This is a genomic window from Brevibacterium renqingii (genome assembly GCF_017808105.1).
In the GTDB taxonomy this organism is placed as follows: Bacteria; Actinomycetota; Actinomycetes; order Actinomycetales; family Brevibacteriaceae; genus Brevibacterium; species Brevibacterium renqingii.
Genome location: NZ_JADBHF010000002.1, coordinates 65,670 through 89,276 on the forward strand (window position 1 = coordinate 65,670; position 23,607 = coordinate 89,276).

General features: G+C 65.7%; 24 protein-coding genes. 6 read left to right on the forward strand and 18 right to left on the reverse strand.

Features of this window, described 5'->3' with window-relative positions:
* Window positions 1–66 precede the first annotated feature (66 nt).
* The 3 genes from IHE57_RS02795 to IHE57_RS02805 are packed head-to-tail and all read right to left on the reverse strand — an operon-like array spanning window position 67 to window position 1,295.
* On the reverse strand, window positions 67–516 hold the full coding sequence (locus IHE57_RS02795; RefSeq protein WP_209323696.1) for a hypothetical protein: 450 nt from the start codon (window positions 514–516) through the stop codon (window positions 67–69).
* A gap of 44 nt (window positions 517–560) precedes the next feature.
* Complete coding sequence (locus tag IHE57_RS02800; protein ID WP_209323697.1) at window positions 561–839, reverse strand: hypothetical protein; 279 nt, start codon at window positions 837–839, stop codon at window positions 561–563.
* A gap of 42 nt (window positions 840–881) precedes the next feature.
* Window positions 882–1,295 carry a CBS domain-containing protein gene (locus IHE57_RS02805; protein ID WP_209323698.1) on the reverse strand — a complete coding sequence of 138 codons (414 nt, stop codon included), beginning with the start codon at window positions 1,293–1,295 and terminating at the stop codon, window positions 882–884.
* 380 nt (window positions 1,296–1,675) lie between these two features.
* Between IHE57_RS02805 and IHE57_RS02810 the strand changes: the two genes are divergently transcribed.
* The 3 genes from IHE57_RS02810 (at window position 1,676) to IHE57_RS02820 (ending at window position 6,133) form a co-directional block, all read left to right on the forward strand.
* Window positions 1,676–2,857: a zinc-dependent alcohol dehydrogenase gene (locus IHE57_RS02810; protein ID WP_209323699.1), complete on the forward strand. Its 1,182-nt coding sequence runs from the start codon at window positions 1,676–1,678 to the stop codon at window positions 2,855–2,857.
* 115 nt (window positions 2,858–2,972) lie between these two features.
* Window positions 2,973–5,126 carry a catalase gene (locus tag IHE57_RS02815; protein ID WP_209323700.1) on the forward strand — a complete coding sequence of 718 codons (2,154 nt, stop codon included), beginning with the start codon at window positions 2,973–2,975 and terminating at the stop codon, window positions 5,124–5,126.
* Window positions 5,127–5,206: 80 nt separating this feature from the next.
* Window positions 5,207–6,133 (forward strand): cation diffusion facilitator family transporter, encoded by a 927-nt coding sequence (locus tag IHE57_RS02820; protein ID WP_209370681.1) that lies wholly within the window; start codon window positions 5,207–5,209, stop codon window positions 6,131–6,133.
* Between the two features lie 79 nt (window positions 6,134–6,212).
* On the opposite strand, the gene IHE57_RS02825 is transcribed toward IHE57_RS02820, so the two are convergent.
* From IHE57_RS02825 to IHE57_RS02880, 12 genes are all read right to left on the reverse strand, one after another.
* A complete protein-coding gene (locus IHE57_RS02825) occupies window positions 6,213–7,853 on the reverse strand; it encodes an NAD-dependent epimerase/dehydratase family protein (RefSeq protein ID WP_209323702.1) in 1,641 nt (546 codons plus the stop codon).
* Complete coding sequence (locus IHE57_RS02830; RefSeq protein WP_209323703.1) at window positions 7,850–8,728, reverse strand: GvpL/GvpF family gas vesicle protein; 879 nt, start codon at window positions 8,726–8,728, stop codon at window positions 7,850–7,852. Before IHE57_RS02830 ends, IHE57_RS02825 begins: the two co-directional genes overlap by 4 nt.
* Complete coding sequence (locus IHE57_RS02835; protein WP_209323704.1) at window positions 8,725–9,048, reverse strand: gas vesicle protein K; 324 nt, start codon at window positions 9,046–9,048, stop codon at window positions 8,725–8,727. Before IHE57_RS02835 ends, IHE57_RS02830 begins: the two co-directional genes overlap by 4 nt.
* Window positions 9,039–10,043 carry a gas vesicle protein gene (locus tag IHE57_RS02840; protein WP_209323705.1) on the reverse strand — a complete coding sequence of 335 codons (1,005 nt, stop codon included), beginning with the start codon at window positions 10,041–10,043 and terminating at the stop codon, window positions 9,039–9,041. Before IHE57_RS02840 ends, IHE57_RS02835 begins: the two co-directional genes overlap by 10 nt.
* 9 nt (window positions 10,044–10,052) lie before the next feature.
* The gene (locus IHE57_RS16520) at window positions 10,053–10,565 is read right to left on the reverse strand and encodes a gas vesicle protein (RefSeq protein WP_281389044.1); all 513 of its coding nucleotides are present in this window, start codon (window positions 10,563–10,565) and stop codon (window positions 10,053–10,055) included.
* Between the two features lie 14 nt (window positions 10,566–10,579).
* The gene (locus IHE57_RS02850) at window positions 10,580–11,131 is read right to left on the reverse strand and encodes a gas vesicle protein GvpO (RefSeq protein WP_209323706.1); all 552 of its coding nucleotides are present in this window, start codon (window positions 11,129–11,131) and stop codon (window positions 10,580–10,582) included.
* Window positions 11,128–11,379 (reverse strand): gas vesicle protein GvpG, encoded by a 252-nt coding sequence (locus IHE57_RS02855; RefSeq protein WP_166822426.1) that lies wholly within the window; start codon window positions 11,377–11,379, stop codon window positions 11,128–11,130. Before IHE57_RS02855 ends, IHE57_RS02850 begins: the two co-directional genes overlap by 4 nt.
* An 8-nt stretch (window positions 11,380–11,387) precedes the next feature.
* The gene (locus IHE57_RS02860; RefSeq protein ID WP_209323707.1) at window positions 11,388–12,140 is read right to left on the reverse strand and encodes a GvpL/GvpF family gas vesicle protein; all 753 of its coding nucleotides are present in this window, start codon (window positions 12,138–12,140) and stop codon (window positions 11,388–11,390) included.
* A complete protein-coding gene (gene gvpJ / locus IHE57_RS02865) occupies window positions 12,137–12,565 on the reverse strand; it encodes a gas vesicle protein GvpJ (RefSeq protein WP_209323708.1) in 429 nt (142 codons plus the stop codon). The genes IHE57_RS02860 and gvpJ overlap by 4 nt, the downstream gene beginning before the upstream one ends.
* Before the next feature lie 30 nt (window positions 12,566–12,595).
* On the reverse strand, window positions 12,596–13,717 hold the full coding sequence (locus tag IHE57_RS02870; RefSeq protein ID WP_209323709.1) for an SRPBCC family protein: 1,122 nt from the start codon (window positions 13,715–13,717) through the stop codon (window positions 12,596–12,598).
* Window positions 13,710–14,402: a hypothetical protein gene (locus IHE57_RS02875; RefSeq protein ID WP_209323710.1), complete on the reverse strand. Its 693-nt coding sequence runs from the start codon at window positions 14,400–14,402 to the stop codon at window positions 13,710–13,712. Before IHE57_RS02875 ends, IHE57_RS02870 begins: the two co-directional genes overlap by 8 nt.
* A gap of 270 nt (window positions 14,403–14,672) precedes the next feature.
* The gene (locus tag IHE57_RS02880; protein WP_209323711.1) at window positions 14,673–15,812 is read right to left on the reverse strand and encodes a carboxylate-amine ligase; all 1,140 of its coding nucleotides are present in this window, start codon (window positions 15,810–15,812) and stop codon (window positions 14,673–14,675) included.
* A gap of 301 nt (window positions 15,813–16,113) precedes the next feature.
* Here IHE57_RS02880 and IHE57_RS02885 point away from each other — a divergent pair, with 301 nt between their 5' ends.
* The gene (locus IHE57_RS02885; protein WP_209323712.1) at window positions 16,114–16,416 is read left to right on the forward strand and encodes a hypothetical protein; all 303 of its coding nucleotides are present in this window, start codon (window positions 16,114–16,116) and stop codon (window positions 16,414–16,416) included.
* 57 nt (window positions 16,417–16,473) lie between these two features.
* On the opposite strand, the gene IHE57_RS02890 is transcribed toward IHE57_RS02885, so the two are convergent.
* Window positions 16,474–18,396 carry an MFS transporter gene (locus IHE57_RS02890; RefSeq protein ID WP_209323713.1) on the reverse strand — a complete coding sequence of 641 codons (1,923 nt, stop codon included), beginning with the start codon at window positions 18,394–18,396 and terminating at the stop codon, window positions 16,474–16,476.
* A gap of 227 nt (window positions 18,397–18,623) precedes the next feature.
* Between IHE57_RS02890 and IHE57_RS02895 the strand changes: the two genes are divergently transcribed.
* Complete coding sequence (locus IHE57_RS02895; protein WP_209323714.1) at window positions 18,624–20,012, forward strand: alpha,alpha-trehalose-phosphate synthase (UDP-forming); 1,389 nt, start codon at window positions 18,624–18,626, stop codon at window positions 20,010–20,012.
* On the opposite strand, the gene IHE57_RS02900 is transcribed toward IHE57_RS02895, so the two are convergent.
* Together IHE57_RS02900 and IHE57_RS02905 are read right to left on the reverse strand one after the other, a co-directional pair.
* Window positions 19,996–20,454, reverse strand: a complete 459-nt coding sequence (locus tag IHE57_RS02900) for a hypothetical protein (RefSeq protein WP_209323715.1) — start codon at window positions 20,452–20,454, stop codon at window positions 19,996–19,998. The two genes, IHE57_RS02895 and IHE57_RS02900, sit on opposite strands and share 17 nt — an antisense overlap.
* Window positions 20,451–22,925: a molybdopterin oxidoreductase family protein gene (locus IHE57_RS02905; protein ID WP_209323716.1), complete on the reverse strand. Its 2,475-nt coding sequence runs from the start codon at window positions 22,923–22,925 to the stop codon at window positions 20,451–20,453. Before IHE57_RS02905 ends, IHE57_RS02900 begins: the two co-directional genes overlap by 4 nt.
* 362 nt (window positions 22,926–23,287) lie before the next feature.
* Here IHE57_RS02905 and IHE57_RS02910 point away from each other — a divergent pair, with 362 nt between their 5' ends.
* The gene (locus IHE57_RS02910) at window positions 23,288–23,596 is read left to right on the forward strand and encodes a DUF4235 domain-containing protein (RefSeq protein ID WP_209323717.1); all 309 of its coding nucleotides are present in this window, start codon (window positions 23,288–23,290) and stop codon (window positions 23,594–23,596) included.
* The last annotated feature ends 11 nt before the right edge of the window (window positions 23,597–23,607 follow it).

A 23,607-nucleotide genomic window follows, 5' to 3' on the forward strand; every position in this document is an offset into this window, starting at 1 on the left:
GAGCATGGAAAGGTCCGGTCGCCGCCGATGAGGCAGCGACCGGACCTGCGATCCGGAGCCGGACAGTCAGCTCTCCCTCTGGCAACTCTCCCGGTTGCCCGAGCCGAGCCTCCACCCGTAGACGAGGTGGGCCGCGAGAACCGCGACGGCCCGCCCGGGCCTGTCGCGATGCGCCGGCGGCAGAATGCCCAGCGCAGGCAACCACCCCTCGTAGCCGAGCGCCCAGATCGCCGCACCGAAGGCGACGCCGGTGGCGCGATTCTGCCATCGCAGGGGGACGAGGGTCGAATAGGCGACTCCCGCAGACGTCCCGTAGGCGACATGGGCAAGGCTCGCGGTGAAGTTCACAGACGAGTCGGACAGGTCCGGCAGGATCTTCTCGATGATGATGCGCGGCGGCTGCCGATCGACGAAGCCGCTCACTTCCGCAGCGGCGAGGACCGCACTCATCGCAGTCGTCGCCGCGATGCCTTTTCCGGCTCCCGCACCGCCGCGTCTGAGCAGTTTCGCTGCCATGATCGTTACCGCCTCTCCTCTGCTGCAGCCATTGACGAGTTCGTTCAGTCGTTGACGAGTTTGAAGAACGTGCTCTGCTCGCCGTCAGCGGTGGTGTCCTGGTAGAGCAGGGACAGACCCTTCTCATCGAACTTCTCGAACCACTCGTCCCATTCGATGTGAGTGAGTTCGTCCTCTCCGGCACCGCCGGGGAAGTCGAAGCGGAGGACGCCCGCTCCGTCGTCCTCGGCCTCGGTTCCCTTCACCGAGGCAGGCACTCCGTTTCGGGCTTCGACCCACTTCCTGATCTCGTCATGGTCACGTGTCGTCGTCGCTTCGGACACAATGTCTCCTCTCGTCGCGGCTTTCGGCTGCTCGACCCGGTCTCACTCGGACATCTTCTCCACCAGGTCGCCGATGCGGTTGTCCCACTCGCTGCGAGCGACATCGGCCTGGGCCAGCATGCCCACGAGCTCGTGGCCGTCGATGACGGGAAGACGGCGGACCTGGTGGTCCTTCATCGTCTGCAGAGCCTCACCGACATTGTCATCGGCACCGATGGTCACCGGCTTGCCCTGAGCCAGGTCGCCGGCCTTCGCGGTCTTCGGGTCTCCGCCCTCGGCGATGCACTTCACGACGATGTCGCGATCGGTGATCATGCCTTTGAGCCGATTGTCCTCTCCGCAGATCGGCAGGGATCCGAAACCTTCCTCGCGCATTTGCTGTGCAGCCTGTTCGAGAGTCTCGTTCTCACCGACGCACTTCGCGCCCGGGGTCATCAGTTCACGTGCCGTGGTCATTTCCATCGTCTCCTCGTGTCGGTTTCAGTGTCGGTCGACACTTCCTGCGCCGCAGCGGCGAGGGCCGAACCGCCGTCTCACCGGCCGCGGGACACTCATCATGCTGACTGCTCCCGGCGAGTGTCCAGGGGGTGGGCGCACCCGATGCGTGCCTCAGACAATGTTGCCGTCCGGGTCCCGGGCGGGGCTGTATCCGTGCCGAATCGCCGGCTCGGACAACTGCCCGTCGACTCAGCGGCGATGAAGTATGAGTCTCGTGCGGACGCTGACACCGGCAGTGCACTTTGCCACGCTGTCTACTCAGACACGACCGACGAGGAAGAGGGTCGGCGGATGGCTCCCGCCGGCGTCTCACTGTCGATCGAGAAGGAGAGAAGGCAATGCGCGCAGTCACCTGGCAAGGCAAGAGAGACATCTCGGTGGAGACGGTCGACGATCCGATCCGGCACAAGGCCAATGATGCGATCATCGAAGTCACATCGACCGCCATCTGCGGCTCCGACCTCCACCTCTACGAGGTGCTGGGGCCCTTCATGGACCGTGGGGACATCATCGGACATGAGGCGATGGGGCGGGTCGTCGAGGCCGGCCCCGAATCGGGTCTGTCCGTCGATGACCGGGTGGTCGTGCCGTTCCCCATCTCCTGCGGTCACTGTTGGATGTGCGAACAGGGGCTGCAGACCCAGTGTGAGACAACGCAGGTGAGACAGTACGGTTCCGGTGCGCAGCTGTTCGGCTACTCCCGGCTCTACGGCTCTGTTCCCGGCGGGCAGGCAGAGTACCTCCGCGTCCCGTACGCCGATGTCGGTCCGCTCAGGGTCGGCACGGAACTGCCCGATCACCGCTACCTCTTCCTCAGCGACATCCTTCCCACAGCGTGGCAAGCGGTGAAGTACGCCGGGATCGGGGAAGGTGATTCGCTGGGCGTCTACGGCCTGGGTCCGGTCGGGCAGTTCGCTGCCCGCATCGGCAGACACCTCGGCGCGAAGGTCTTCGCCCTCGACCCGGTCCCCGAGCGTCGTGACATGGCCGCTCGCCACGGCGTCGAGGTCTTCGACTTCGACGAGGACGCGCACGCGGCGATTCGCGACGCCACCTCCGGTCGCGGACCGGACGCGGTGGTCGACGCCGTCGGAATGGAAGCACATGGCTCTCCATTGGCCTCGGCGGCTCAGCAGGCGGCCGGTCTGCTGCCGCCTCCCGCGGCGCGGAAGATCATGGAGACCAGCGGAATCGACAGGACTGCGGTCCTGCACGCGGCGATCGATCTCGTCCGTCGGGGCGGAACGCTCTCCCTCAGCGGGGTCTACGGCGGAGCTCTGTCGCCGATGCCGCTGCTCACCCTCTTCGACAAGCAGATCCAACTGCGGATGGGCCAGTGCAATGTGCTCAGTTGGACCGACGACCTCCTGCCCTTGGTCGAGAGCCCCGAGGATCCGCTGGGCGTCGATGATCTCGTCACCCACCGGCTCCCCCTCGATTCTGCGCCCGAGGCCTATGCGATGTTTCAGCAGAAGTTGGACGGCTGCATCAAGGTCGTCCTCGATCCGAGCGCGAAATGATAGTTCGCCTCCCGCTCCGACACAAGGGGTGCCGGCCGTTCGGGAAGCGCCTCTACCGTCAGAACATGCCACCACAGGGACGGTTCCGCGTTCCTGTCAGAAGTGAGGAGAAATCGTGAGTTCAGAAGATCGACCGATCGTTCCCGGAAAGCCCGGTTCCCGCACTCCGGACTTCGAGGAGCCCACAGCACCCCGAGAGCCTCTGCCGCCGAAGCCCGATCAGAGCGGGCCGAAGCCGACCACGCCGACGGGGGCGCCCAGTCGTGACAGCCAGGCGGACCAGGCGCAGCAGGGCAGCTGGCTGACCACTGCTCAGGGCGCCCGGCTCTACGACACGGACCATTCGCTCAAGGCAGGCTCCCGCGGGCCGACCCTGCTGCAGGACCACCATCTGCGGGAGAAGATCACCCACTTCGACCATGAGCGCATCCCCGAGCGTGTCGTCCATGCTCGCGGCTCAGCGGCTCACGGCACGTTCGTCTCCTACGGCACAGCCTCGAACATCACGAAGGCGGCCTTCCTCGCCCCCGATGTCGAAACCGACGTATTCACCCGGTTCTCCCCGGTGGTCGGATCACGGGGATCAGCCGATGCCGTGCGTGACACCCGGGGCTTCGCCACGAAGTTCTACACCGAGGACGGAGTCTTCGACCTCGTCGGCAACAACATCCCGGTGTTCTTCATCCAGGATGCGATCAAGTTCCCCGACATCGTCCATGCGGCCAAGCCCCACCCCGACCGCGAGATCCCCCAGGCTCAGAGCGCGCATGACACGTTCTGGGACTTCGTATCCCTGCACACCGAGGCGACCCATCACACGATGTGGCAGATGTCCGACCGCGGGATCCCCCGCTCCTACCGGATGATGGAGGGCTTCGGCATCCACACCTTCCGAGTCGAGAACTCCGCCGGAGAGACCTCGCTGGTGAAGTTCCACTGGAAGCCGAAGACCGGTGTCCATTCGCTCATCTGGGAAGAGGCCCAGATGGTCAACGGCGTCGATCCGGATTTCCATCGCCGGGACCTCGCCGATGCGATCGAAGCGGGCGCGTGCCCGCAGTGGGAGCTCGGCGTCCAGGTGTTCCCGGACGATCCGGGCGAGACGTTCGAAGGCATCGACCTGCTCGACTCGACGAAGATCGTGCCCGAGGAGCTCGCTCCCGTGCAGCCGCTGGGGATGCTCACACTCAACCGCAATCCCAGCAACTTCTTCGACGAGACCGAGCAGGTGGCCTTCCACCCCGGGCACCTCGTTCCGGGCATCGACATCACCGACGATCCGCTGCTCCAGGGCCGGCTGTTCTCCTATCTGGACACACAGCTCACCCGCCTCGGCGGGCCGAACTTCTCGCAGATCCCGATCAACCGGCCGCGCTGCCCGGTCAACGACATGTTCCGCGATGGGATGCACCAGACGGCCGACCACCGCGGTGCCGCGCCGTACCGTCCGAATTCGCTCGACGGCGGCAACCCCTTCCCCGCCGACAAGGCCGATGAGCACACCTTCGTCGAGGTCGCCCAGGAAGTGCCCGCAGCGAAGAAGGAGCGCCGTTCGCCGGAGTCCTTCGATGACCACTACTCGCAGCCTCGCATGTTCTGGCTGAGCCTGACCCCGGTCGAGCAGGATCACCTCGCCGACGCGTTCATCTTCGAGCTCGGCAAGTGCTACGAGGAGACGATCCGAGCGCGTGAGGTCGCGGTGCTCGCCCGTGTGGACTCGGAGCTGGCTCGTATGGTCGCCGCGGGGCTGGGCCTCGAGCCCCCTGAGGCCGAGACGGCGCCGCGCAGCGACGTCCGCCCCAGCCCGGCCCTGTCTCAGGTGGGGAAGCGCTGGCCGGTCGACGGCCGCAAGATCGGCATCGTCACCGGCAGCGAGACCGACCCGGAACAGGTGCTCCGCGCCTACGACACCATCGCCGAGGCGGGAATGGTCCCTATCACCATCGCTCCGGTGGGCGGACGCATCACCGCCGGTGAGCGGAGCATCGCGATCGAACGCACATATACGACGGCGTCCTCGAGCGAACTCGATGCCTTCTACTTCACCGACGGTGCTGACCTGACGATGGAGGTCGACCTGCTCGTCACGGAGGCCTGGCGTCATCTCAAGTTCATCGCCGCCAGCGGCGGCTCCTGCACCATGCTGGAGAAATACGGCATCCAGCCCGAAGACCCGGGAGTCTACTGCACGGACGACGTCGAGACCGCACTCTCGCAGCTGCAGGACGGACTGAGCGAGCATCGAGCCTGGGCACGAGTCGAGGGCTGATGCCCTGACACCCTCTTCGGAAGGGATGCGCTCCCGGCAGCGCCTGGACACCGAATTCGACCAAAGGGGATGATCCTGCCGTGGCGGAAGGAAGCACACGGGCGGTGTTGGCAGCGCTGGCTGCGAACGTCACCATCGCCGTGCTCAAATTCGCGGGGTTCCTGCTCACCGGGGCCTCCTCGATGCTGGCCGAAGCCGTCCACTCCCTTGCGGATTCGGGCAATCAGGTTCTCCTGCTCATCGGCGGCAAGCGGGCGCGCAGGCCCGCTGATGTCCGCCATCCGTTCGGGTACGGTCAGGAACGCTACATCTATTCGTTCCTCGTCTCGGTCATGCTCTTCAGCCTCGGTGGACTCTTCGCCCTCTACGAAGCGTATGAGAAATGGCGCGAACCCGAACCTCTCGACGACCGATGGTGGTGGGCACCGATCGTCATCCTCCTCGGTGCCATCGTGTCCGAGTCGCTGTCGCTGCGCACCGCGGTGCGGCAGTCGAACCGGGTCCGTTCCCGTGGCTGGCTGTCCTTCTTGCGTGGAACTAAGACGCCGGAGCTGCCGGTCGTCCTCCTCGAGGACACGGCCGCGATCACGGGACTGTCCTTCGCCCTCGCCGCGATCATCGCCACTCTGCTCACCGGCAACGGGATCTGGGACGCTCTGGGGACCGCGCTGATCGGCCTGCTGCTCATCACCGTGGCCGTCTTCCTCGCGGTCGAGACGACGTCCCTTCTCGTGGGCGAATCAGCCACAGCGGACAACCGCAGGCGGATCACGGAGGCGATCGAGCACGGCGCAACGGCACAGGTGGTCGAACTCAAGACTCTCCACATGGGGCCCGAACAGCTCGTGGTCACCGCACGTCTCAGCCTGAGTCGGGCCGAGACCACCGGAAGCGAGACGAGTGGACCGCTCTTCGAGTGCCTTGCGGACATCGAAGCACGGATCAGACGCGAGGTGCCGATCGTCACCGATGTCGTTCTCCAGCCCGTGCCCGCCGCCGAGCGCTGAGAGGCTGTCGGTCCCTGCCTGGAGCCGTCACCGCTGGCTTTGAGTGTGTCTCGTCACCGCCGGCTGCAGGCGCATGCCGTCACCGCTCGTCTCTCACCGGGCTGCTGTCGGAGTCGTGGGCGTAGACATCGCTGTCGGTGCGGAAGGCTCGGCGCCGGGCGTATTCGTGCACTGAGTCGAGCACACCGCGCTGGTGCTCTGCTTTCTGCGCCAGCTCACTGAACTGATCGGTTTCCAGGCCGAGCGCCTCGGCATTGTCCGCAAGCGTCTGCCACATCCCCAGTTTGCCGACGACCGCGCTGCGCATCAGCTCCGCTTCGAGCACCAGGGTCATGGGCGAGCGTTTGAGCAGCGAGCCGTTGCTCTTGAGTCTGCCGACCCGCTCCCCCGCCCATGACACCGCCTCGGCGAGCGGGCGTCGCCGGAGTCCGAGTTCGTCGATGAGGTACTGGACGTACAGGTGCTCACCGCGGATCTCCGCAGCGAGTTCGGACAGGGCTGCGAAGACGGGCGTATCGACGAAGTCGGCTGCCATCCGTTCGATCCTCTCCGCCCCGGCGGTGGCCCCGGTGAAATGGTCGCTGAGGTAGAGGCCCAGGAGGTCCATGTCGACCTCGCTGGGCTCCTGATCGGCTCCCGACCGCTCGTGCTTGCCGTCCTTCGTGCGCAGCCGCGGCTGCTCGGGATCGCGGGGACGCAGCGGGACGGAGGCGGTGCCCTCGCCGTCGGCCATGCCTTTGAGCAGTTCGCGCGCGGCGTCCATGGCGCTGTATTCCGGCTCCCAGCCGAGTTCGTGACGGGCTCGTGCGTTGTCCATCAGCGGCACGTTCAGGCCCATGTCGAGCCAGCCTTCATCGGCTGCAACCAAGGAGCTGCTGTGTCCCACGCCCAGAGCCGCCCGCACTGCCCCGTCGGGAACCGGGATATGTCTGCCGTGGTCGAGCAGTTCGGCCAGATCCTTCGGATAGAGCACATCATCGGCGCAGATGTTGAAGGCTCCCGGACGGCGGTGGACGACGGCTGCCACATAGGCGCGTGCGACGTCCGTGGAATGGACGGCCTGGACGCCGCGCAGTCCCGCCGGCAGCGGCAGGAACGGCAGTCGGCCTGCTCGCAGCAGCTGCACGGGCATCCAGGTCCCCAGGAAGTAGCGTTGGATCTCCGAGGCTGCGGGGGCGCCGAAGATGAGCGCCGGGCGCAGCCGGGTCACCGTGACCTCGGGGTGATCGGCGCAGAAGCTGTCGAGCACGCGTTCCTGAGCGGCCTTGTCCACGCTGTAGTGGGAGGAGCGGATCCCCTCGGTCGGCCACTCCTCGTCGCGCTTGTCCAGGCTGTCGTCGGGAGAGTAGGCGCCGACCGACGAGGCCACGACGAGATGCGGAACGCCCGCCGCCGCCACGGCCGCGGTCACACGAGCGGTGCCGTCGACGTTGACGCGCCGGAGCAGATCCCGGTCGCTGTTGGGCTGGATCAGCCAGGCCAGATGGATGACGGCGTCGGCCCCGGTCAGCGCCTCCGTGAGCTCGCGGCAGGCCGTGGCCTCGCTGCTCGCGGCGGCGACGTCGATCGATCTCCATTCGCATCCGGCATAGGGTTGGACCTCGGTGTCGGGCATCCTTCTCGAGATCCCCAGCACCGAGGTGACTTCGGGCGTCCGGCCGAGGACCTCGAGGATCGCCGTGCCGACGTTCCCGGTGGCTCCGATGACTGCGACTCTCATGTTCTCTCCCCGTGTGGGTTCGTGGTCGATGCGCCTGTTTCCGATGCGTCCGTGCTTGAGGCGTCTGTGTTCTGCGTGGCCGATGCCCGGTCGTCGCTGACGGAGACGTCGGCGAAGGAGTACGGCGGCCAGGGACCGAGGAAGCGGATGGACAGAGCGGGCTGCTCCTTCTGCAGCGCCGTGAGCTCGGCTCCCAGCGCAGTGACCTCCGTGCTCCGCACCAGGCAGGAGGCCATGAGCACCGGCGTCAGTCCGGGTTCTCGGCTTGGCGAGCGATACTCCTCGATGTCGAGGCAGTGGGAGGCGATCCTGGCCCTGACCTCCGGATAGATGCCATCGGCGGCTCGGTCGACGAGCTCCTTCTCGGTCTTCTCCAGGCGCTTCTCGAGCAGTCTGCGCACTCCTGCAGGACGGCCCTCCATCTCCGCCTTCATCCCGCCGACCTCTGCGTCGACCTCCTCGAGGAGGCCCCGGTCCAGGGAGATTTCGACGCGCAGCTCGGACGTGTCGCGCAGCTCCTCCAGCCGCTTCCCGAGTGTGTCGGCGGAGTCGTCGAGCCAGTGCTGGAGCTGTTCGGCCGCCGTCGCCTCGGAGTCGGGGTCCGAGCGGACGATGACGTTGAATGAGACCGGGAGGATGGCCGCTGCGGACTGCCAGGCGTCATCGATGACCTCGCTGTGTTCGAGCACCCACCTGCGCACGTCCTCGTCGGGGCCGTCGAAGGGGCCTGCGGTGTGCCGGTGGACCACAGCCTTCGGTCCCGCCTCTCGGCCGATGATCTGGAGTTCGGAACCGTCGATGCCGGTCACGGCGGGGGTGTAGTCGCCGCCGGGGACGATGGCATAGACGTAGAGCATCTCCGTCGCTTCGCTCATTCGACGCCCTTTCCGTTCTCCTCGGCCCATCTGGCCGGATTGATGAGCTTGTCGACGACCTCATCGACGACGTCGTCGAGGCCGTTGTGCAGGTCCTCGACGGACCCGGTGATTCCGTGCTGATCCTTGATCTGGTCCATCGCTTCATCGAGTTCGAGGAGAGCCTCGCCGAGGCGGTTCTGTTCGTCCTCGGTGAGGTCCCCGCCTTCCATCCGCCTGACGGCCTGGGTCTCGAGGGCCTCCTGGATCACCTCGACGAGGGTGACGACGAGGGTGAGCACCCCGTGCTTGAGGCTCTCCTCATTGACATTCAGCGCCATGATGCTGCTCCTTCTTCGGCACGTTCATCGTGGTTTCGGCCAGGCGGCGTGGTCGCCTCGAGCGCCGGCGACTGTCGGTCCTCGAGTGCCGCGGTCTGCCAGTCCTCGAGTGCCGTCGACCAGGCGGCGGCGTCGTCCGCGGCCAGGGTGATGGTCGAGTCCGCAGTGTCGAGGATGAGGACCCGCGGCTCATCGGTGGGGTTGCTGTGCTCCTCCCGGCGCATGTCCTGCAGCTGCTCGGGCGAGATACGCACCCGGGCTCGCCCGTCCATCGGGGACCTCCAGGTCAGCTCCGTGTTCGACAGCGCCGCCTGTCCGCCGCGCCAGGTGCTTCCGCTCGCCATGGTTTCGAGGAACCACATCCTGCCCTCACGCAGGGGCCGGTCCGCTCTCGTCTTCGCCTCCGGAGTCGAGGACGCCGTATCGTCGGCACGGTCGAGCTGGGCCTGCACCAGGGAGATGAGGCGGTCGGGCTCGAGGGCCGAGAGGATCGCTTCGCTGTCGTCCTGGAGTCGGACGAGGATGCGAGTGCGCTCTTCACCTCCGATGGAGGACTCGCGCAGGGCGGAGACGGAGGCGATCGAGTTCAGGCGCGCCTGCCAGAGAGTCTCCGCCGGGTCGCGCCGGTGAATGATCAGACGCTTCGAGGTGAGATAAGCGCTGCCGGGTCGCCAGGTCCGGTAGAAGTTGTCCTGATAGTGCCCGCCGGCCATCTTCGCGAGGATCTCCTCGTCGTCGGCGATCGGCAGATGCGTGCGGACCGCTCTCTGCACCCATTCGCGGGTGTCGCTGTCCCACTGACGCATCATCCCGTATTCGAGCATCGTCTCGATGCCTGCGATCGTCGCGCGCAGGTTGACTCCGATGAGCGGGATGTCCGCGACCGAGATGATGAGGTCGAGATTGAGATGCACCCCTTTGTTGAGGAGCACCTCGATGAGATCGGGCAGGGTCGCACGCGGGTCGCGCGTAGGCTGCATCGCGTCTCCGGTCATGTGGTCGCCTCAGCGGTCGTCGCCGGCTGGGTCCGCACCGTCCGCCGAGGCGGCGGCTGCCTCGGAGGATGACGCGGTCTCCTCCGCGGAGTCGGCGGACTCCTCCGCGGAGGTGTCACCGTCATCCGCGGAGTTCAATTGGGCTGACTGCCCGGCCTCGATCCGCTTCGAGCGCGCGCTCTGCCACCCGCACCAGGGACAGTAGTCGTTCATCAGCTGGGCGAGTTCGGAACGCTTCCCGCACTCGGGACATGTGTCCTTCTGCTCGACCGCTTCCTTCCATGCGACGGTGTCCCGGTCCGTGCCGGCCGGGAAGTCCAGCCCATAGCGGGCCGCGGTTTCGAAGGAGGCGAGAGCGGCTCTGATCCGGATTCCCAGCAGCTCGACGCCGGCCACGGAGACCATGATGTCCGCGTTGAGGACCAGGCCCTTGTCCAGCAGAGTCTCCACGACGTGCAGCAGCGTGCCCTCCTGGCTGCGCTGCGGCTGCATCGCATCGTTCGACTGATTCATGATGCTCATATCGCCCCTTCCGGTCACTCGCTCGGCCGGCCGCGAACGTAGCGATCCTTTCTGTCGTAGGCCATGAGTTCGCCGTCCTCATCGAGTTCGACCTCGTATTCGGCGAGCAGATCCGCACTGTCGGGGATGCGTCGCGATTCGACGACCTCCAGGCGCACGGACCAGTGGTCGTCCTTCCACCGCGTGCCGACCACGGACTCCGGAGGCCTGCCGGTGAGAGTGCTGAACTGTTCGATCGCCTTCTTCACGGCCTTGACCGCAGAGATCCTCTTACCGGTCGTGGCCTGAGAACGACTCTCCGAGGGCGAAGCCGATTTCGGCTTCTCGCCTGAGGATGCCTCCGGCTTCTCCCCGGCTGACGAGGCAGACTTCTCCCGGGCTGATGACGCAGACTTCTTCCTGGCTGAGGACGATGCAGGCCTCTCGCGTGAAGATGAAGCCGAAGCGGACGGTCGGCGGGATGTTCCCTCCGCACGGCTCTCCTTCTCACTCGGTTTGCGGGCGCGCTTCTCGGTCGTGTCCGCCTCGTCTGCAGAGTTCTCGTCTGCTCTGGGCTCTTCGCTCATCGGTCCTCCTCGGTTCTGCGCCGACGGCCCTCGAGCAGTCGTCCGACGAGCTCACGCTCGAGGGCATCGGCTTCGTCATCACTGATCGATCCGCGCTCGCGAGCCTCGGCGACCTCTTCCAGCTGACGCCGGATGGCACCGGGATCGAAATAGCGCTTCTCGGCCTCTCCTCTGACCTGTTCGGCGACCCAGACGGTTCCCTTGAGAGGTGCCAATGGGGCGCCGAAGACTGCTGACAGGAGTCCCATGACCTCACCTACATCTCGGGAACGAAGTCGTAGGGCGCTTGGGGCCCGACGAGCCGGAACCTCATCCGCTCCTGGTTCGCCTCCGCCAGTCCTTCGACGACGGAGTCGAACTCGTCCAAGGTGTCCTTGCGGATCAGCACGGCCACCTCGGCGACGTCCTCGGCCTGGCCGACTTCGCGCATGGCGGTCTCCTCGGCCACGGAGCGGATCTGTTCGAGGATCGGAGGAGCTTCCGTCGTCCTCCAGTTCTCCATCGTCTTGACGACGATCTCCCCGAGCCGAATGCGCTCGTTCCGGGTCTCGTCTTCGCTCGTGCCGCTGATCCTCTCCCTCAGCTCGGCCACCTCGGGATTTCCGCGCACGATCTCCCGCAGTATCGCGTCTCGATCGAAGCTGATCCTCAGGGTGAACTGCGACAGTCCCGACAGCTGCCCGAGTGCCTCGGCGAAGACGTCCGCCTGCGGAGCCAGCACCTCATCGGCGATATCGGTCTCTCCGGGGACGACAGTGCCGAATGCCAGAGGCAGCACCGGCTGCTTCTCGGCGAGTTCGTCGAGGACGACGCTGTGGTTCTGCAGCGCTTCGGGAGTGCCCAGCATGTCGGGATCCACGAGTTCGGTCACCACTGCCGCCACCGGCCCGGACCCGACGACCGTCAGGGCGTTGCCCTGCACGCCGTCGGGTCCGGTCGGCAGCTCGGCATCGGCGAGCACGATCCCATACAGATACCGGTCTGCAGAGGGGGCGCCTTCTTCGCTCATTCGGACTCCGAGGAGCTGCGTGCCGGCCGCTTGGTGCGGCGACGCGTTTTCTCCTGGTTCGAACTCTCATCGGAGTCGTCATCATCCGGGGTAAGGGCGTCCTTGATGCCTTCGACAGCTCCCTGGGTCTTGCCCTTGGAGCCGCCTTCCATCATTCCGCCCATCATCTCCGGCAGATCGCGACCGCCCTGTTGGGTCAGATCGAGGCGGTTCGTCGCCTCGGCGAAGCGCAGATAGGTGTCCACGCTGGCGATGACGATGCGAGCATCGATGGTGAGGACCTCGATCCCGACGAGTGAGACGCGCACGTACGCATCGATGACCAGTCCCTTGTCGAGGATGATCTCGATGACGTCCGCAAGCGAACTCGACGACGGACGGTCGACATAGCTGCCTCGTGAACGTTCAACTGTGCTGGTGCTCATTGTCCTTGCCTACTTCCCAGTCGGGGACGCTCAGCCGCGTCCCTCTTCGTCTTCGGTGGCTAGTTCGGATTCGTCGTACTCCACAGGCTCTTCGGACTCGTCAGCGGCTTCCGGCTCCTCTTCGAAGTCCTCCGCGGGCTCCGCATCGTCTGCCTCGGCCGGTTCCTCGTCCTCGTATTCCTCTGCCGGTTCCTCCTCGTACTCCTCGGCGGGTGCGTCTTCGGGTTCGGCGTCGGACTCCTCCGCCTCGTCCTCGGCGGGTGCGTCCTCGCCGGATTCGTCCTCGGCGGGCTGGTCCTGTTCGCTCTCATCCTCCGCAGGGCGGTCCTCGGACTCTTCGTCCTCGGACTGCTCCTCTTCGAGGGCGTCTTCATGGGAGGTGACGAGTTCGCCGTCGCGGATCTCACCTCGCCAGCCTTCGACGCTGTCGGGGTCGAGCATGATCTGCCTCATCACGTGATGAACGAAGAACTTCAGCTCGAGCCGGAAACGCCGGGGCACGGTGAACCACAGAGCGCCGACGCCTTCCATGAAGCCCTGTTTGTGGTATTCGCCCACCGCGATGATGCGGGTCAGTCTGGGAGCGACTTCGTGGAAGGAGATGCTGCCGCTGATATAGCCCTTCTCACCCGTCGATTCCCAGACGATGTGCGAATCGGGAACCTGTTCGGTGATCGTGGCTTCCCAGGTCCGGTGCGACCAGACGGCCTGTCCCTTGATGCTCAGGGTGACGTCATCGGTGCGTTCGACGTTCTCGACCTTCTTCATGAAGTCGGGCCAGTCCTCGAACATCGTGAAGGCATTGTACGCCACGCTCAGAGGGACACCGACCTCGGCGGTCTCCACGATATTGGAGAACTTGAAATCGCCGGAGCCGCCCGAGCCGCTCGAGCCGCCTCCGAACAGTCCCTTGATCTTGTCCTTGATCCCGGTCGTCGCCGCAGACATCGCCGCTTTCGCCGGTGACTTGCCTTCGGCGATCTCCTCGGCGCCGGCCTGAGCCGCGGGAGCAGGGGTATCGCCCACACCGTCGAGGCGGTCTGCGATCTTCTCGACCCTGTCGCCGACGGAACTCATCGCCTTGCGTCCCAAGGTCTTGGCGTAGTCTCCGGCCTGCTGCTTGAGGCCTCCGAAAATCGAATCATCACTCATCGCCGGCCTCCTCGGGCTTGGCGGTGGAACGAGACGTCGACGTTTTCTTCGACGTCGTCGAGCGCTTGGCGCCCGACTTCGTGCGCGAGCCGCGTGAAGCGGTCGAGGACTTCGACGAACGCGTGCCCTTCGAGGAGCGGCTGCCTGTCGAGGAGCGCTTGGCTGCCGGTTTCTTCGGAGCCTCCTCCTCTGCCTGGGGCTCCTCCGTCTGCTCCTGCGGTTCCGGATCGGCTTCGGCTTCCGCGGTCTCGGAAGTGCCCTCGTCCTCAGAGGTCTGAGAACCTTCGTCCGCCTGGTCCTCCTGCGTCTGCGAGCCCTCGTCCTCGTCCTCGGAATCGTCGACGGCCGGATCGAGCGAGTCGGCCGCATCGTCGAGGGTCGACTTCATCTTCTCGGTCTGCTCCTGGAGCTTGACGCTGAGCTGGTCGACTCCCTTCGCCGCCATGGCTTTGGCCGCGCTCTTGCCGGAATCGGCCAGACGACCCGTGATCTTCTCCTGGAGGCTCTTGAGCTCGGGCGACGAATCAGCGAAATCCTTCAGTCCGCCCAGCAGCTGGTCGCGATTCTTCGCGGCAGTCGTTCCGGCGACCGCCGAGGCGACCGTGAGAGCCAGACCGAGCTTCTTGGTTCTGCCGAGAACATAGCCCGCCAGTATCAGGCCGGTGAGTTTCATCTTGTTGTTCATCATTGCCTCCGTCTCCGTGCTGATGGGCACGGGCCGAGATGGGAATTGGAAGGCTGCAGCCCCAGGGTTGGGATTGCCATGCCATGGGGTACAGCTCCACTGTGCTGATCACTGATTCGAGGGAAATCGCCTCGCGACGAGGGCATCCGGTACTCGTCTCCGCCTGTCGTCCGAGGCCGACGCAGATTCCTGACCGCATCTGCGGGCTTCCGCGGAAGCCAAGGGCAATCTGCCCTTTTCACAATCATCTGTTCAGCCACCCCTGTTCCGTCAAGGGGGGTCAGAAACGCTCCGGAGTGCCGCGGCATCGTACTCGGGCTCATCCTGAGAAGTGGCTGTCAATCTGTGTCCGGCGAATTCCAGCAGGCCCCATACCCCCTTTCCTGCCATTGCCCCGCGCTGCTCCTCGGAGCCGGTGCCCTGACAGAGCAGACGCCGGAGTCCATGGTGAACGCGGTCGGCGTCGTGTGTGCGCAGCAGGGCCGGTTGTGCGCGCTCGAAGACCTTTCGGACGACTGCTGCGGCCGGTGCGCTCATCCCCGTCTCCGGATCCATCAACGGCCCCGTGAGACCGAAGCGTGCAGCCTGCCAATGGGCGATATCCAGCAGATTCGCAGGTTCCGAGTCCGCGCTCGGGTCGTCCATCGCGATGTCCACGAGCGCACGGATGAGCAATGCGAGAGTCAGAGTGGTCTCGGTGTCCAGCTGCACGTCACAGGTCCGGATCTCGACGGTCGTGTGCTTGGGTGAGAGCCGGACCAGCCAGCCCAGGGTCGCCTCGTCGAACACCACGTCCGAACGCAGGGCAGCAGCGACCTGCGCATCGTAGTCGTCGAGATCCGTAAAATGGGGCGGGATGCCGAAGACGACCCACCGTCGGTAGTGGATCGAGCGCCAGCTGGCGAAGCCGCTGTCGGCTCCGCGCCACAGGGGCGAATTCGCGCTCAGGGCTGTGAGCACCGGAATCCACCTGCGCAGGCCGTTGAGTGCCCTCACGCCCGCTTCCCTGTCGGGGATGTCGACATGGACATGCATGCCGTTGACGTACTGATCGGCCGCGATCGCGGGCGCCAGCTCCGCGAACTCACGGTAGCGGCTGCCGTCACTGACTCCCAGCGAGGCCTCGGGGATCTGAGGTGCCGCACCGAGTCCGACAGCGAGCAACCCACGCGACTGAGCCGCTGCCGACAGCCGACGGCGAAAGGTGTGCAGCGATTCGAACGCCTCGGCGGCGGTGGCCAGCACAGGAGTGGCGAATTCGATCTGCCCGGGCAGCCACTCGGCGCAGACCTCTCCGCTGCTCGAAACCACCTCGTCCTCGACTTCCTGCAGGCTGCTCTTCGCTCGAGCAGGCAGAAGAGAATGCCGATCGACGAGGAGGAATTCCTCTTCGATGCCGAATTCGCTCATCGTCACCTCGTTCCGTTTCCGATCCGCTCACGCTATTGGACGTGCCACGGATGCGATACCGGATTCGGGGCCTCACGAAAATACCTGCGAAAGGGGCAGTGCGTGCGAGTTCGCGGGGATTTAGAAGCGGCAGACATGTCTCCGCCTGCCTCTGGCCGCAGTCGGGAAGCAGAACATAGACTTCAGGCAGATTCGAGGCGGCCGAAGAAGCGTCTGAGATGAGAACGGTCCGCGCGGATCATCCGAGCAGCGGGAAGACATATCACCCGTTGCGGACCATTCGAGACTAGCCAGCAGAGAAATGGACGATCAGGACCCCATTCAGGCCATTCCCGATGCCTCATTTCCGGATCACCGCGCAGCCGTGAGAAGAAGGAAGCTTGCGGAGGCGGTCGAGTTCTGGGATGTGACCCTCACCGGAGTGTGGCTGCACTACGTCAGCCTCGGCGGAGAGCTCACCGAATACGAACTCGACGCCTACCTCCACGAGGCGTACTTCATGACGCCTTATCAGCACGACATCCTCGCCGAGGCGGTCAACGAACTCATCGATATGCTTCCCCCGCCCCCGCGGGCTCCGCTCACGAACGAACCGGAGCTGTGAGCGGAGCTGCGAAGAGCCGGCGCTGAGAGGACTCCACGCATACGACGAGCGGCGGGATCAGCCCCTGTCGTCCGGAGCGCCTTCTCCATGGTCGCGATCGGCGCGGCCTCGTTCGGAATCGGCGGGACCAGCCTCGTCCGTGGGACGGGGACCGTCCCCACGGTATTCCAGGCGACCTCGGCGATTGCGACGGATGGCGCCGTGCCGGATCGCTTCGCGCACCGCTCCGCGGAAGCGTCCCGGGCCCCATCTCCGTGCTCCGATGGCGCGGAAGAGTTCGACGTCTCCCACGGGTTCCATGTCTCGGACGAAGTCGATGATGCCGTTGACCTCATTGGCCGAGACCTCGGGCGGAACATCGCGAGAGGACACCGACGGCCACGGAGCGTAGACACCGGCGGATCCCGGACCCGGGCGCAGGCGACTGCCACGGGAGGCGACTTCGGAACCGGCCCCCTGACGGCTCGGTGAACCGGCTCCGCCGGGTGCGGAGGGTTCGCTCGTCGCCGGCTTCTCGGTCTCCTCGGGCTTCTCCGCGTCCTCGGCTGTGAGCGGCTGCGCGATGGCCTCGAGGTCGGCGCCTTCGGCCTTGACCCCGAAGAGCAGCTCGGCGATTCCCCCGAGTGCCATCACCCCTGCTCCGATGCAGAACGCCAGAGCCACCTGTGAGCGCTCACCGGATTCGATCATGCCGCCGAACAGCAGCGGTCCGGCGATACCCCCGGCGGCGGTGCCGATCGCGTAGAAGAACGCGATGGCCAGCGCGCGGGTCTCCATCGGGAAGATCTCGCTGACCGTGAGGTAGGCGGCGCTGGCGCCGGAGGAGGCGAGGAAGAAGCAGACGACGAGGACGATGAGGAACAGCCACTCTCCGCCGACTGCGCCTTTGAAGACCAGGGCGAGGACGACGGCGACGACGGCCGAGCCGAGGTAGCTGAACGAAATCATCGGCTTGCGACCGATCGTGTCGAAGAGCCGACCGAGGATGACCGGCCCGGCGAAGTTGCTCAGCGACCAGATGATGATGAAGATCGGCACCGTGGCGGCGGCGACGCCGTAGAAGCCGTTGAAGATCGTGCCGAGGTTGAACGTGATGCCGTTGTAGAGGAAGGCCTGTCCGACGAAGAGGACGAGGCAGAGGATGGCGCGTTTCGGGTAGATCTTGAAGGCGACCTTCATGATCTCGACGAAGGTGATCGTCTTCCGCTGCCGGACGGTGATGGTCTTCTCCGCCGGCGGCAGGGTCTGCGAAGTCTCGGATTCGATATCGTCTTCGATCTCACCCACGATGCGCTCGGCCTCATCCTTCTGTCCGTGGATGAACAGCCAGCGCGGGCTCTCGGGGACGTTCTTGCGCACGACGAAGACGAAGATCGCCAGCAGCATTCCGACGGCGAAGGCGAGCCGCCAGCCGATCATCTTCGGCAGGATGTCCGTGTTGAGGAAGAACAGCGTCGTCGCGGCGCCGCCGGCGGCACCCAACCAGTAGGAGCCGTTGATGATGAGGTCGATGCGTCCGCGCACCCGGGCCGGGATGAGTTCGTCGATGGCCGAATTCACCGCAGCGTACTCTCCGCCGATGCCGGCTCCGGTGAGGAAGCGGACGAGGAAGAAGTACCAGGGCGCGAAGGAGAAGGCCGTGGCGACCGTGGCGATGAGGTAGAGGATGAGGGTGATGAGGAAGAGCTTGCGGCGGCCGAATCTGTCGGTGAGCTGGCCGAAGACGATCGCCCCGACGCAGGCTCCGAGCACATAGAGTGCGCCGGCAGTGCCGATCTGTCCGGCCGTCATGTCGATGCCGCTGCCCTCTTCGGTCATTCGGGCGGCGACGTTGCCGACCATGGTGACCTCGAGGCCGTCGAGGATCCATACGCTGCCGAGGCCGACGACGACCATCCAATGGAATCGCGCCCATGGCAGGCGGTCCAATCTGGCGGGCACGTCCGTCTTGATCGTTCCGAGCTCGATGTCCTTGCTCATGGCCACCTCCTGGGTCGCAGTTCACACGATTGCCAGGAAGTTTAAGCAGGCTGTGCAAAGGCTACAAGGCATGGCGTTCCCTGCGGAAGGAGAGTATTGTGCGTCCACTCGAGTCCAGGCGGGCACTGTCTCTGCGGCATCGGCCAGCACCCCATCCTTCGTCCAGGACGTAAGGTGATGGTGGGTCAAGAAGCCGGCCTCCCATCCACGTGAGGACACCCGTGTTCATGAGGCCGCCCCAAGCGCCGTATCCATTCCTCGTCGTCGCCGCGCACCTGCCCGTCGCGGACGCGCAGAGAGCGCGATGCGCAGAAGCCGAACGGCTCACTGCGGCGCTGTCGCCGTTCGTCCGACTCAACCACGGCGCATGGATCGGTCCGTGCAGTGCCGAATCCTCTCTGCGGACACCCTCGGAATCGGACGGGATGACGGTTGTGCCGGTCGATCTGGGCTCGGATGCCGCAGGCTATGAGTCGCTCGTCGCGGACCGTCTCCGCCCTGCCTATCACGGTCGGAACGGAAGAGCGCAGTTCGGCAGCTCATCGTGGAGTGCCTTTTCCGCGGCCACTGCGCGGATCGCCGAGCAGGCGATCGAACTCGCCGCGCCCGGGGCGGTCATCGTGGTGCACGGCTTCCAGCTGCAGCTGATCCCCACGATGATCCGTCAGCGGCGCCCCGATGTGCGCATCGGGTTCTTCAACCACATCCCTTTTCCCGCGACGGAGGTCGTCGCTCAGCTGCCGCGCCGCGACGATCTCATTCGCGGCATGCTCGGCGCCGACGTGATCGGCTTCCAACTCGGTTCCGATGTCAAGAGCTTTCGAGAAGCCGCATACAGCTTCACCGGCGTCGATCCCAGTGACACGGGCACCGTGGTCGGTGCCTACCCGGAATCCATCGATCCCTGTGCACTCGCTGCCATGGCGGAGGCGCCCCGGACGCTGCAGGGCGCGCGGAAGCTCAGAGGAGAGCTCGGAGCTCCGCAGACCCTCATCGCCAGTGTCGACCGTCTCGACTGCACCACCGGGCTGCTCAATCAGCTGCGCGCCTACGAGGTTCTCCTCGAAACCGGAGAGATCGACCCACGGAAGACGCGTCTCGTTCAGTTCGCGATGTCCTCCGATGACGTCGACTCCGATCGGCAGCTGCGTGACGAGGCCGAGCAGCTCGTCGGACGCATCAACGGCCGCTTCGGATCACTGCACAGCTCCGCAGTGCACTACCACTGCGGCGCCTATTCGCGGGAGTCGCTGGCGATGGTCTACGCCGCCGCGGACATCTTCCTCGTCACGCCTCTGCGCGAGGGGATGAGCCTCACCGCGAAGGAATACGTCGCGGCACGGCGTCACCGAGGCGGAGTCCTGGTGCTCTCCGAGTTCGCCGGGGCGGCGGCGGAACTCGAGCACGCCATCATGGTCAACCCCTTCGACGGCGATGGGCTCAGGAAGGCGCTCTCCGGTGCGCTGAGCATGTCCGACGAGGAGGCGCGCCGCCGGATCGACGCCATGGTCGAAACCGTTGAGAACCATGACGCCCATCGCTGGGGGTGTGAATTCCTCAACGCCGTCGTCGGCCAGTCCGTCACCGATCCGCAGACCGTCACTCGGCTGCGATGAGCGCCTGCGGCGCCGCTTGCTTCGCTCGCGTCCGCAGCCAATCGGCCTGAGTGGAGGTCTCGCCCACGCAGTCGGCGACGACGTCGAGCAGCTCATCATCGCGCAGCGCCGCGGCGGCCTGCTCCACCAAGGTGTAGGTGAAATCGACGAAGGTCGTCAGCAGATGCAGGTCCTGCAGGTCACGCAGCAGCCCGAGCGGACCGCTGCGAGTGTCGTCGAGTTCGGCGGCGTGAAGCCTCTCCGGCTCGTCGTCAGGCTGCTCTCCATAGCGATCGACGATCGGTGCCAGCAGCTGCTCGTGCGCCTCGCATTGATCGGCGAGGGTGTGACAGATGAAGTAGACGTCCGGTTCGCTGCCGTGCCCATCACCGATCTTCCGCAGCGATGAGGCGAGGACCGACTCCGCGGATCGGACCATCCCGAGATAGACAGGGAGCTTCACAGCGCATCCTCCTTGACGGTGTCGGTGGGGAACCGCTCCTCGGCCTGCCCGTCCTCGCCGCCCACGGTCGGCGGCATGGATGTACGCCTGATCGGCCGCGAGGCCGTCGTCGTCGGGGCAGGAGCCGGCCCGCTGCCGGCCGCGATTCTCTGGATGCGCACTGCCGCATTTTTGAACTGCGGCTGCTTGGACACAGGATCCCATTCCGTGAGCGTCAGCTCATTGGCAGCCGTCGGCTCGTCCTCCGGCCGAGTCTCCCCTGCTTCCTGCCGCTCCCAGTAGCCGTAGTGGAAGGGGGCGAATACGGTGCCGTCGCTGACAGACCCGATTCGCGCCGGGACGCGGATCTCACCGCGGCGGGAGGCCACTCGCACGATGTCGCCCTCGGCGATGCCGAAGGCCTGCGCATCGTGTTCGGAGATCTCGACCCAGGCTGAGGGCGCGGCGCCCTGCAGCTGGGAGCTCCTCCCCGTCTTCGTGCGCGTGTGGAAGTGATAGGCCGTGCGCCCGGTGGTGAAGCGGAGAGGGTAGCTCTCATCGGGGATCTCGGGCGCCGAGGTGAACTCGGCGGTCTTGAGCAGCGCCCTGCCGGCAGGGTCCATGGAGCGGTATCTCAGCGGTCCGACGGTCGCTCCGGTGAGCAGATCGTGGCCGAAGGTCTCACACTCCTCGAAACCGGTCGAGAAGCAGCCGTCCTCGTAGAGCCGCCGCCGTCCGTCGGGGTGCTCCTCGTTGCAGGGCCAGGGGATCCCGCTGCCTCCCCGCAGACGGTCATAGGTGATCCCCGTGTAGTCGCAGAGCCGACCGCGCGAGCATTCCTTCCACGCTTCGAAGGCGTCCTCGGGAGTCTCCCAGTCGAGGAGAGGCCGACCGCTCTTGGTCGACAGTCCCATCCGCGTGGCGTAGTCGAGGAAGATCTCGAAATCGCTGCGCGCTTCGCCGGGCGGATCGACGGCCTTGTCGGCGAGGTGGACGGTGCGGTCGACGTTCGTGAAGGTGCCCTGCTTCTCACCCCACCCCGCCGCCGGCAGCACGACGTCGGCGAAGCGGGCGGTCTCGGTGAGGTAGAGGTCCTGCACGACGAGGAAGAGGCCGGATTCGGCCAATATGCGTCGGATGCGCTCGGCCTCGGGCATCGACACGGCGGGGTTGGTCGCCGAGACCCAGAGGAGCTTGATGCTTCCCTGCTCGGCGTAGCGGAAGATCTGCATCGCATGGGTCGGCGGAGCCCAGTGGGGGATCGTATCGGTGTCGACGTCCCAGAGCTTCGCGAGTTCGGCGATGTGATCGGGGTTCTCCCAGTTCCGGAAGCCCGGCAGGTCCCCGTCGGCTCCGGTCTCCCGAGTGTTCTGCGCCGTGGGCTGGCCGTTCATCTGCAGCACCCCGTTGCCCGGCGTGCCGAGCTTGCCGCGCAGCAGATGGAGATTGTTGACCTGGCAGGAGGCAGCTGTCGCCTGCGAAGCCTGATAGAAACCCTGCAACACGGTCGAGAGCACACGCTGCGAGGTGCCGAAGATCTGTGCGGCCCGTCGGATGTCCTCGGCCGCGACTGCGCACACCTCGGCGGCTCTCTCCGGCGTCCACTCGTCGACGGCCCGGCGCAGCTCCTCGACTCCGAGCGTGTGCTCCTCGATGTAGTCGCGGTCGATCCAGTCGTTGACGAAGAGCTCTCGCACCAGAGCATTCATCAGGGCGAGATTCGTTCCCGGACGCACCGCGAGGTGGACGTCGGCATGATCGGCGACCTCGGTGCGTCGCGGATCGATGCATACGAGTGCCGGACGGTCAGCACCGGTCAGCCGGTCGAGCACTCGCGCCCACAGCACCGTCTGCGTCTCGGCCATATTGTGTCCGTAGAGGAAGACCGCATCGCAGCAGTCGATGTCCTCATAGCAGCCCGGCTGCCCGTCGGAGCCGAAGCTCTCCTTCATCGCCGCGGCGGCCGTCGCCGTGCACAGGCGAGTGTTTCCGTCCATATGCGGCGTTCCCAGACCGGCCTTGCCGATGACTCCGAGGGCGTAGTACTCCTCGAGGAAGAGTTGGCCGGATGTGTAGAAGCCGTGGCTGAGGGGACCGACCTCGTCGAGCAGTTCGGTGCTGCGTCCGACGATCCGACTCATCGCGGTCTCCCAGTCGGTGGGCACCAGCTCTCCGTTCTCACGGATGAGCGGCTGTGTCAGTCGGGCCCGATTCCGCATCCCCTGCCAACTCGCGAACAGGCCCTTGGGGCCGAGCCGACCGCGGTTGACCGCATCGGTCTCTCGCCCCCGGACGCCGACCATCTCGCCGTCCTTGACGGCGATGTCACAGGCACAGCCGTTGCTGCACAGCACGCAGGCCGACTGCACCCACTCATCGACATCGGAATCAGTGAGCTCGGCGGACAGTTTCTGGTCGACGCGGCTCGGCCACTGCTCCTCACGCGCGTACGGGGTGCGCGTACCCCAGATGTCTGCGATTCGATCAACCATGCATCGGCTCCTCCCGCACGACCGTTGGTCTCCCATGCTGGGCGCGACCCCAGAGACCGTCAATCGGTTCTGCTGACGCACGCATTTCTCCGCGACACGGTCCCGACCTCGAAACCATGACCTGCGAATACGCCTCGGCGACTGGCCCGCCGAGCGGTCATTCGGATCCGGCCGAGCGCGTCGTTCGGCCCGGACAGCAGGGCACAGTAACAGCATCCGAACAGGCACGGTACCCCTGTTGTCATCGGGGCCGTCTCAGTAATCTCGGGTGTCCTATGGCACGCATGGGCAGACTTCTGCACCGTGCAGAAGCCTGGCAGACACGAGACCGTGCTGCCCTCAGCAACGACGGAAGGCAAGAGATGACTGCAGCGAAACGCACCTCGGACACGGAATCGACTTCGGCCAAGCTCCTGTACCGGCCGATCGGCATGCTCAACGGACTCATCAGCGGCGCAGTCGCAGGGGTGGTCTTCAAACAGATCTGGAAGCGGGTCTCCCCCGAGCACAGCGAGGACGCACCCCAGGCGCTGAATTCGGATTTCAAACTCAGCGAGGTCCTTCTCGCCGCGGCGCTGCAGGGAGCGCTCTTCGCACTCGTCAAAGCGGCGGTCGACCGCAGCGGGGCACGCGTGTTCCAAAAGCTCACCGGCGACTGGCCGGGAGAGTGACCCAGGAGGCC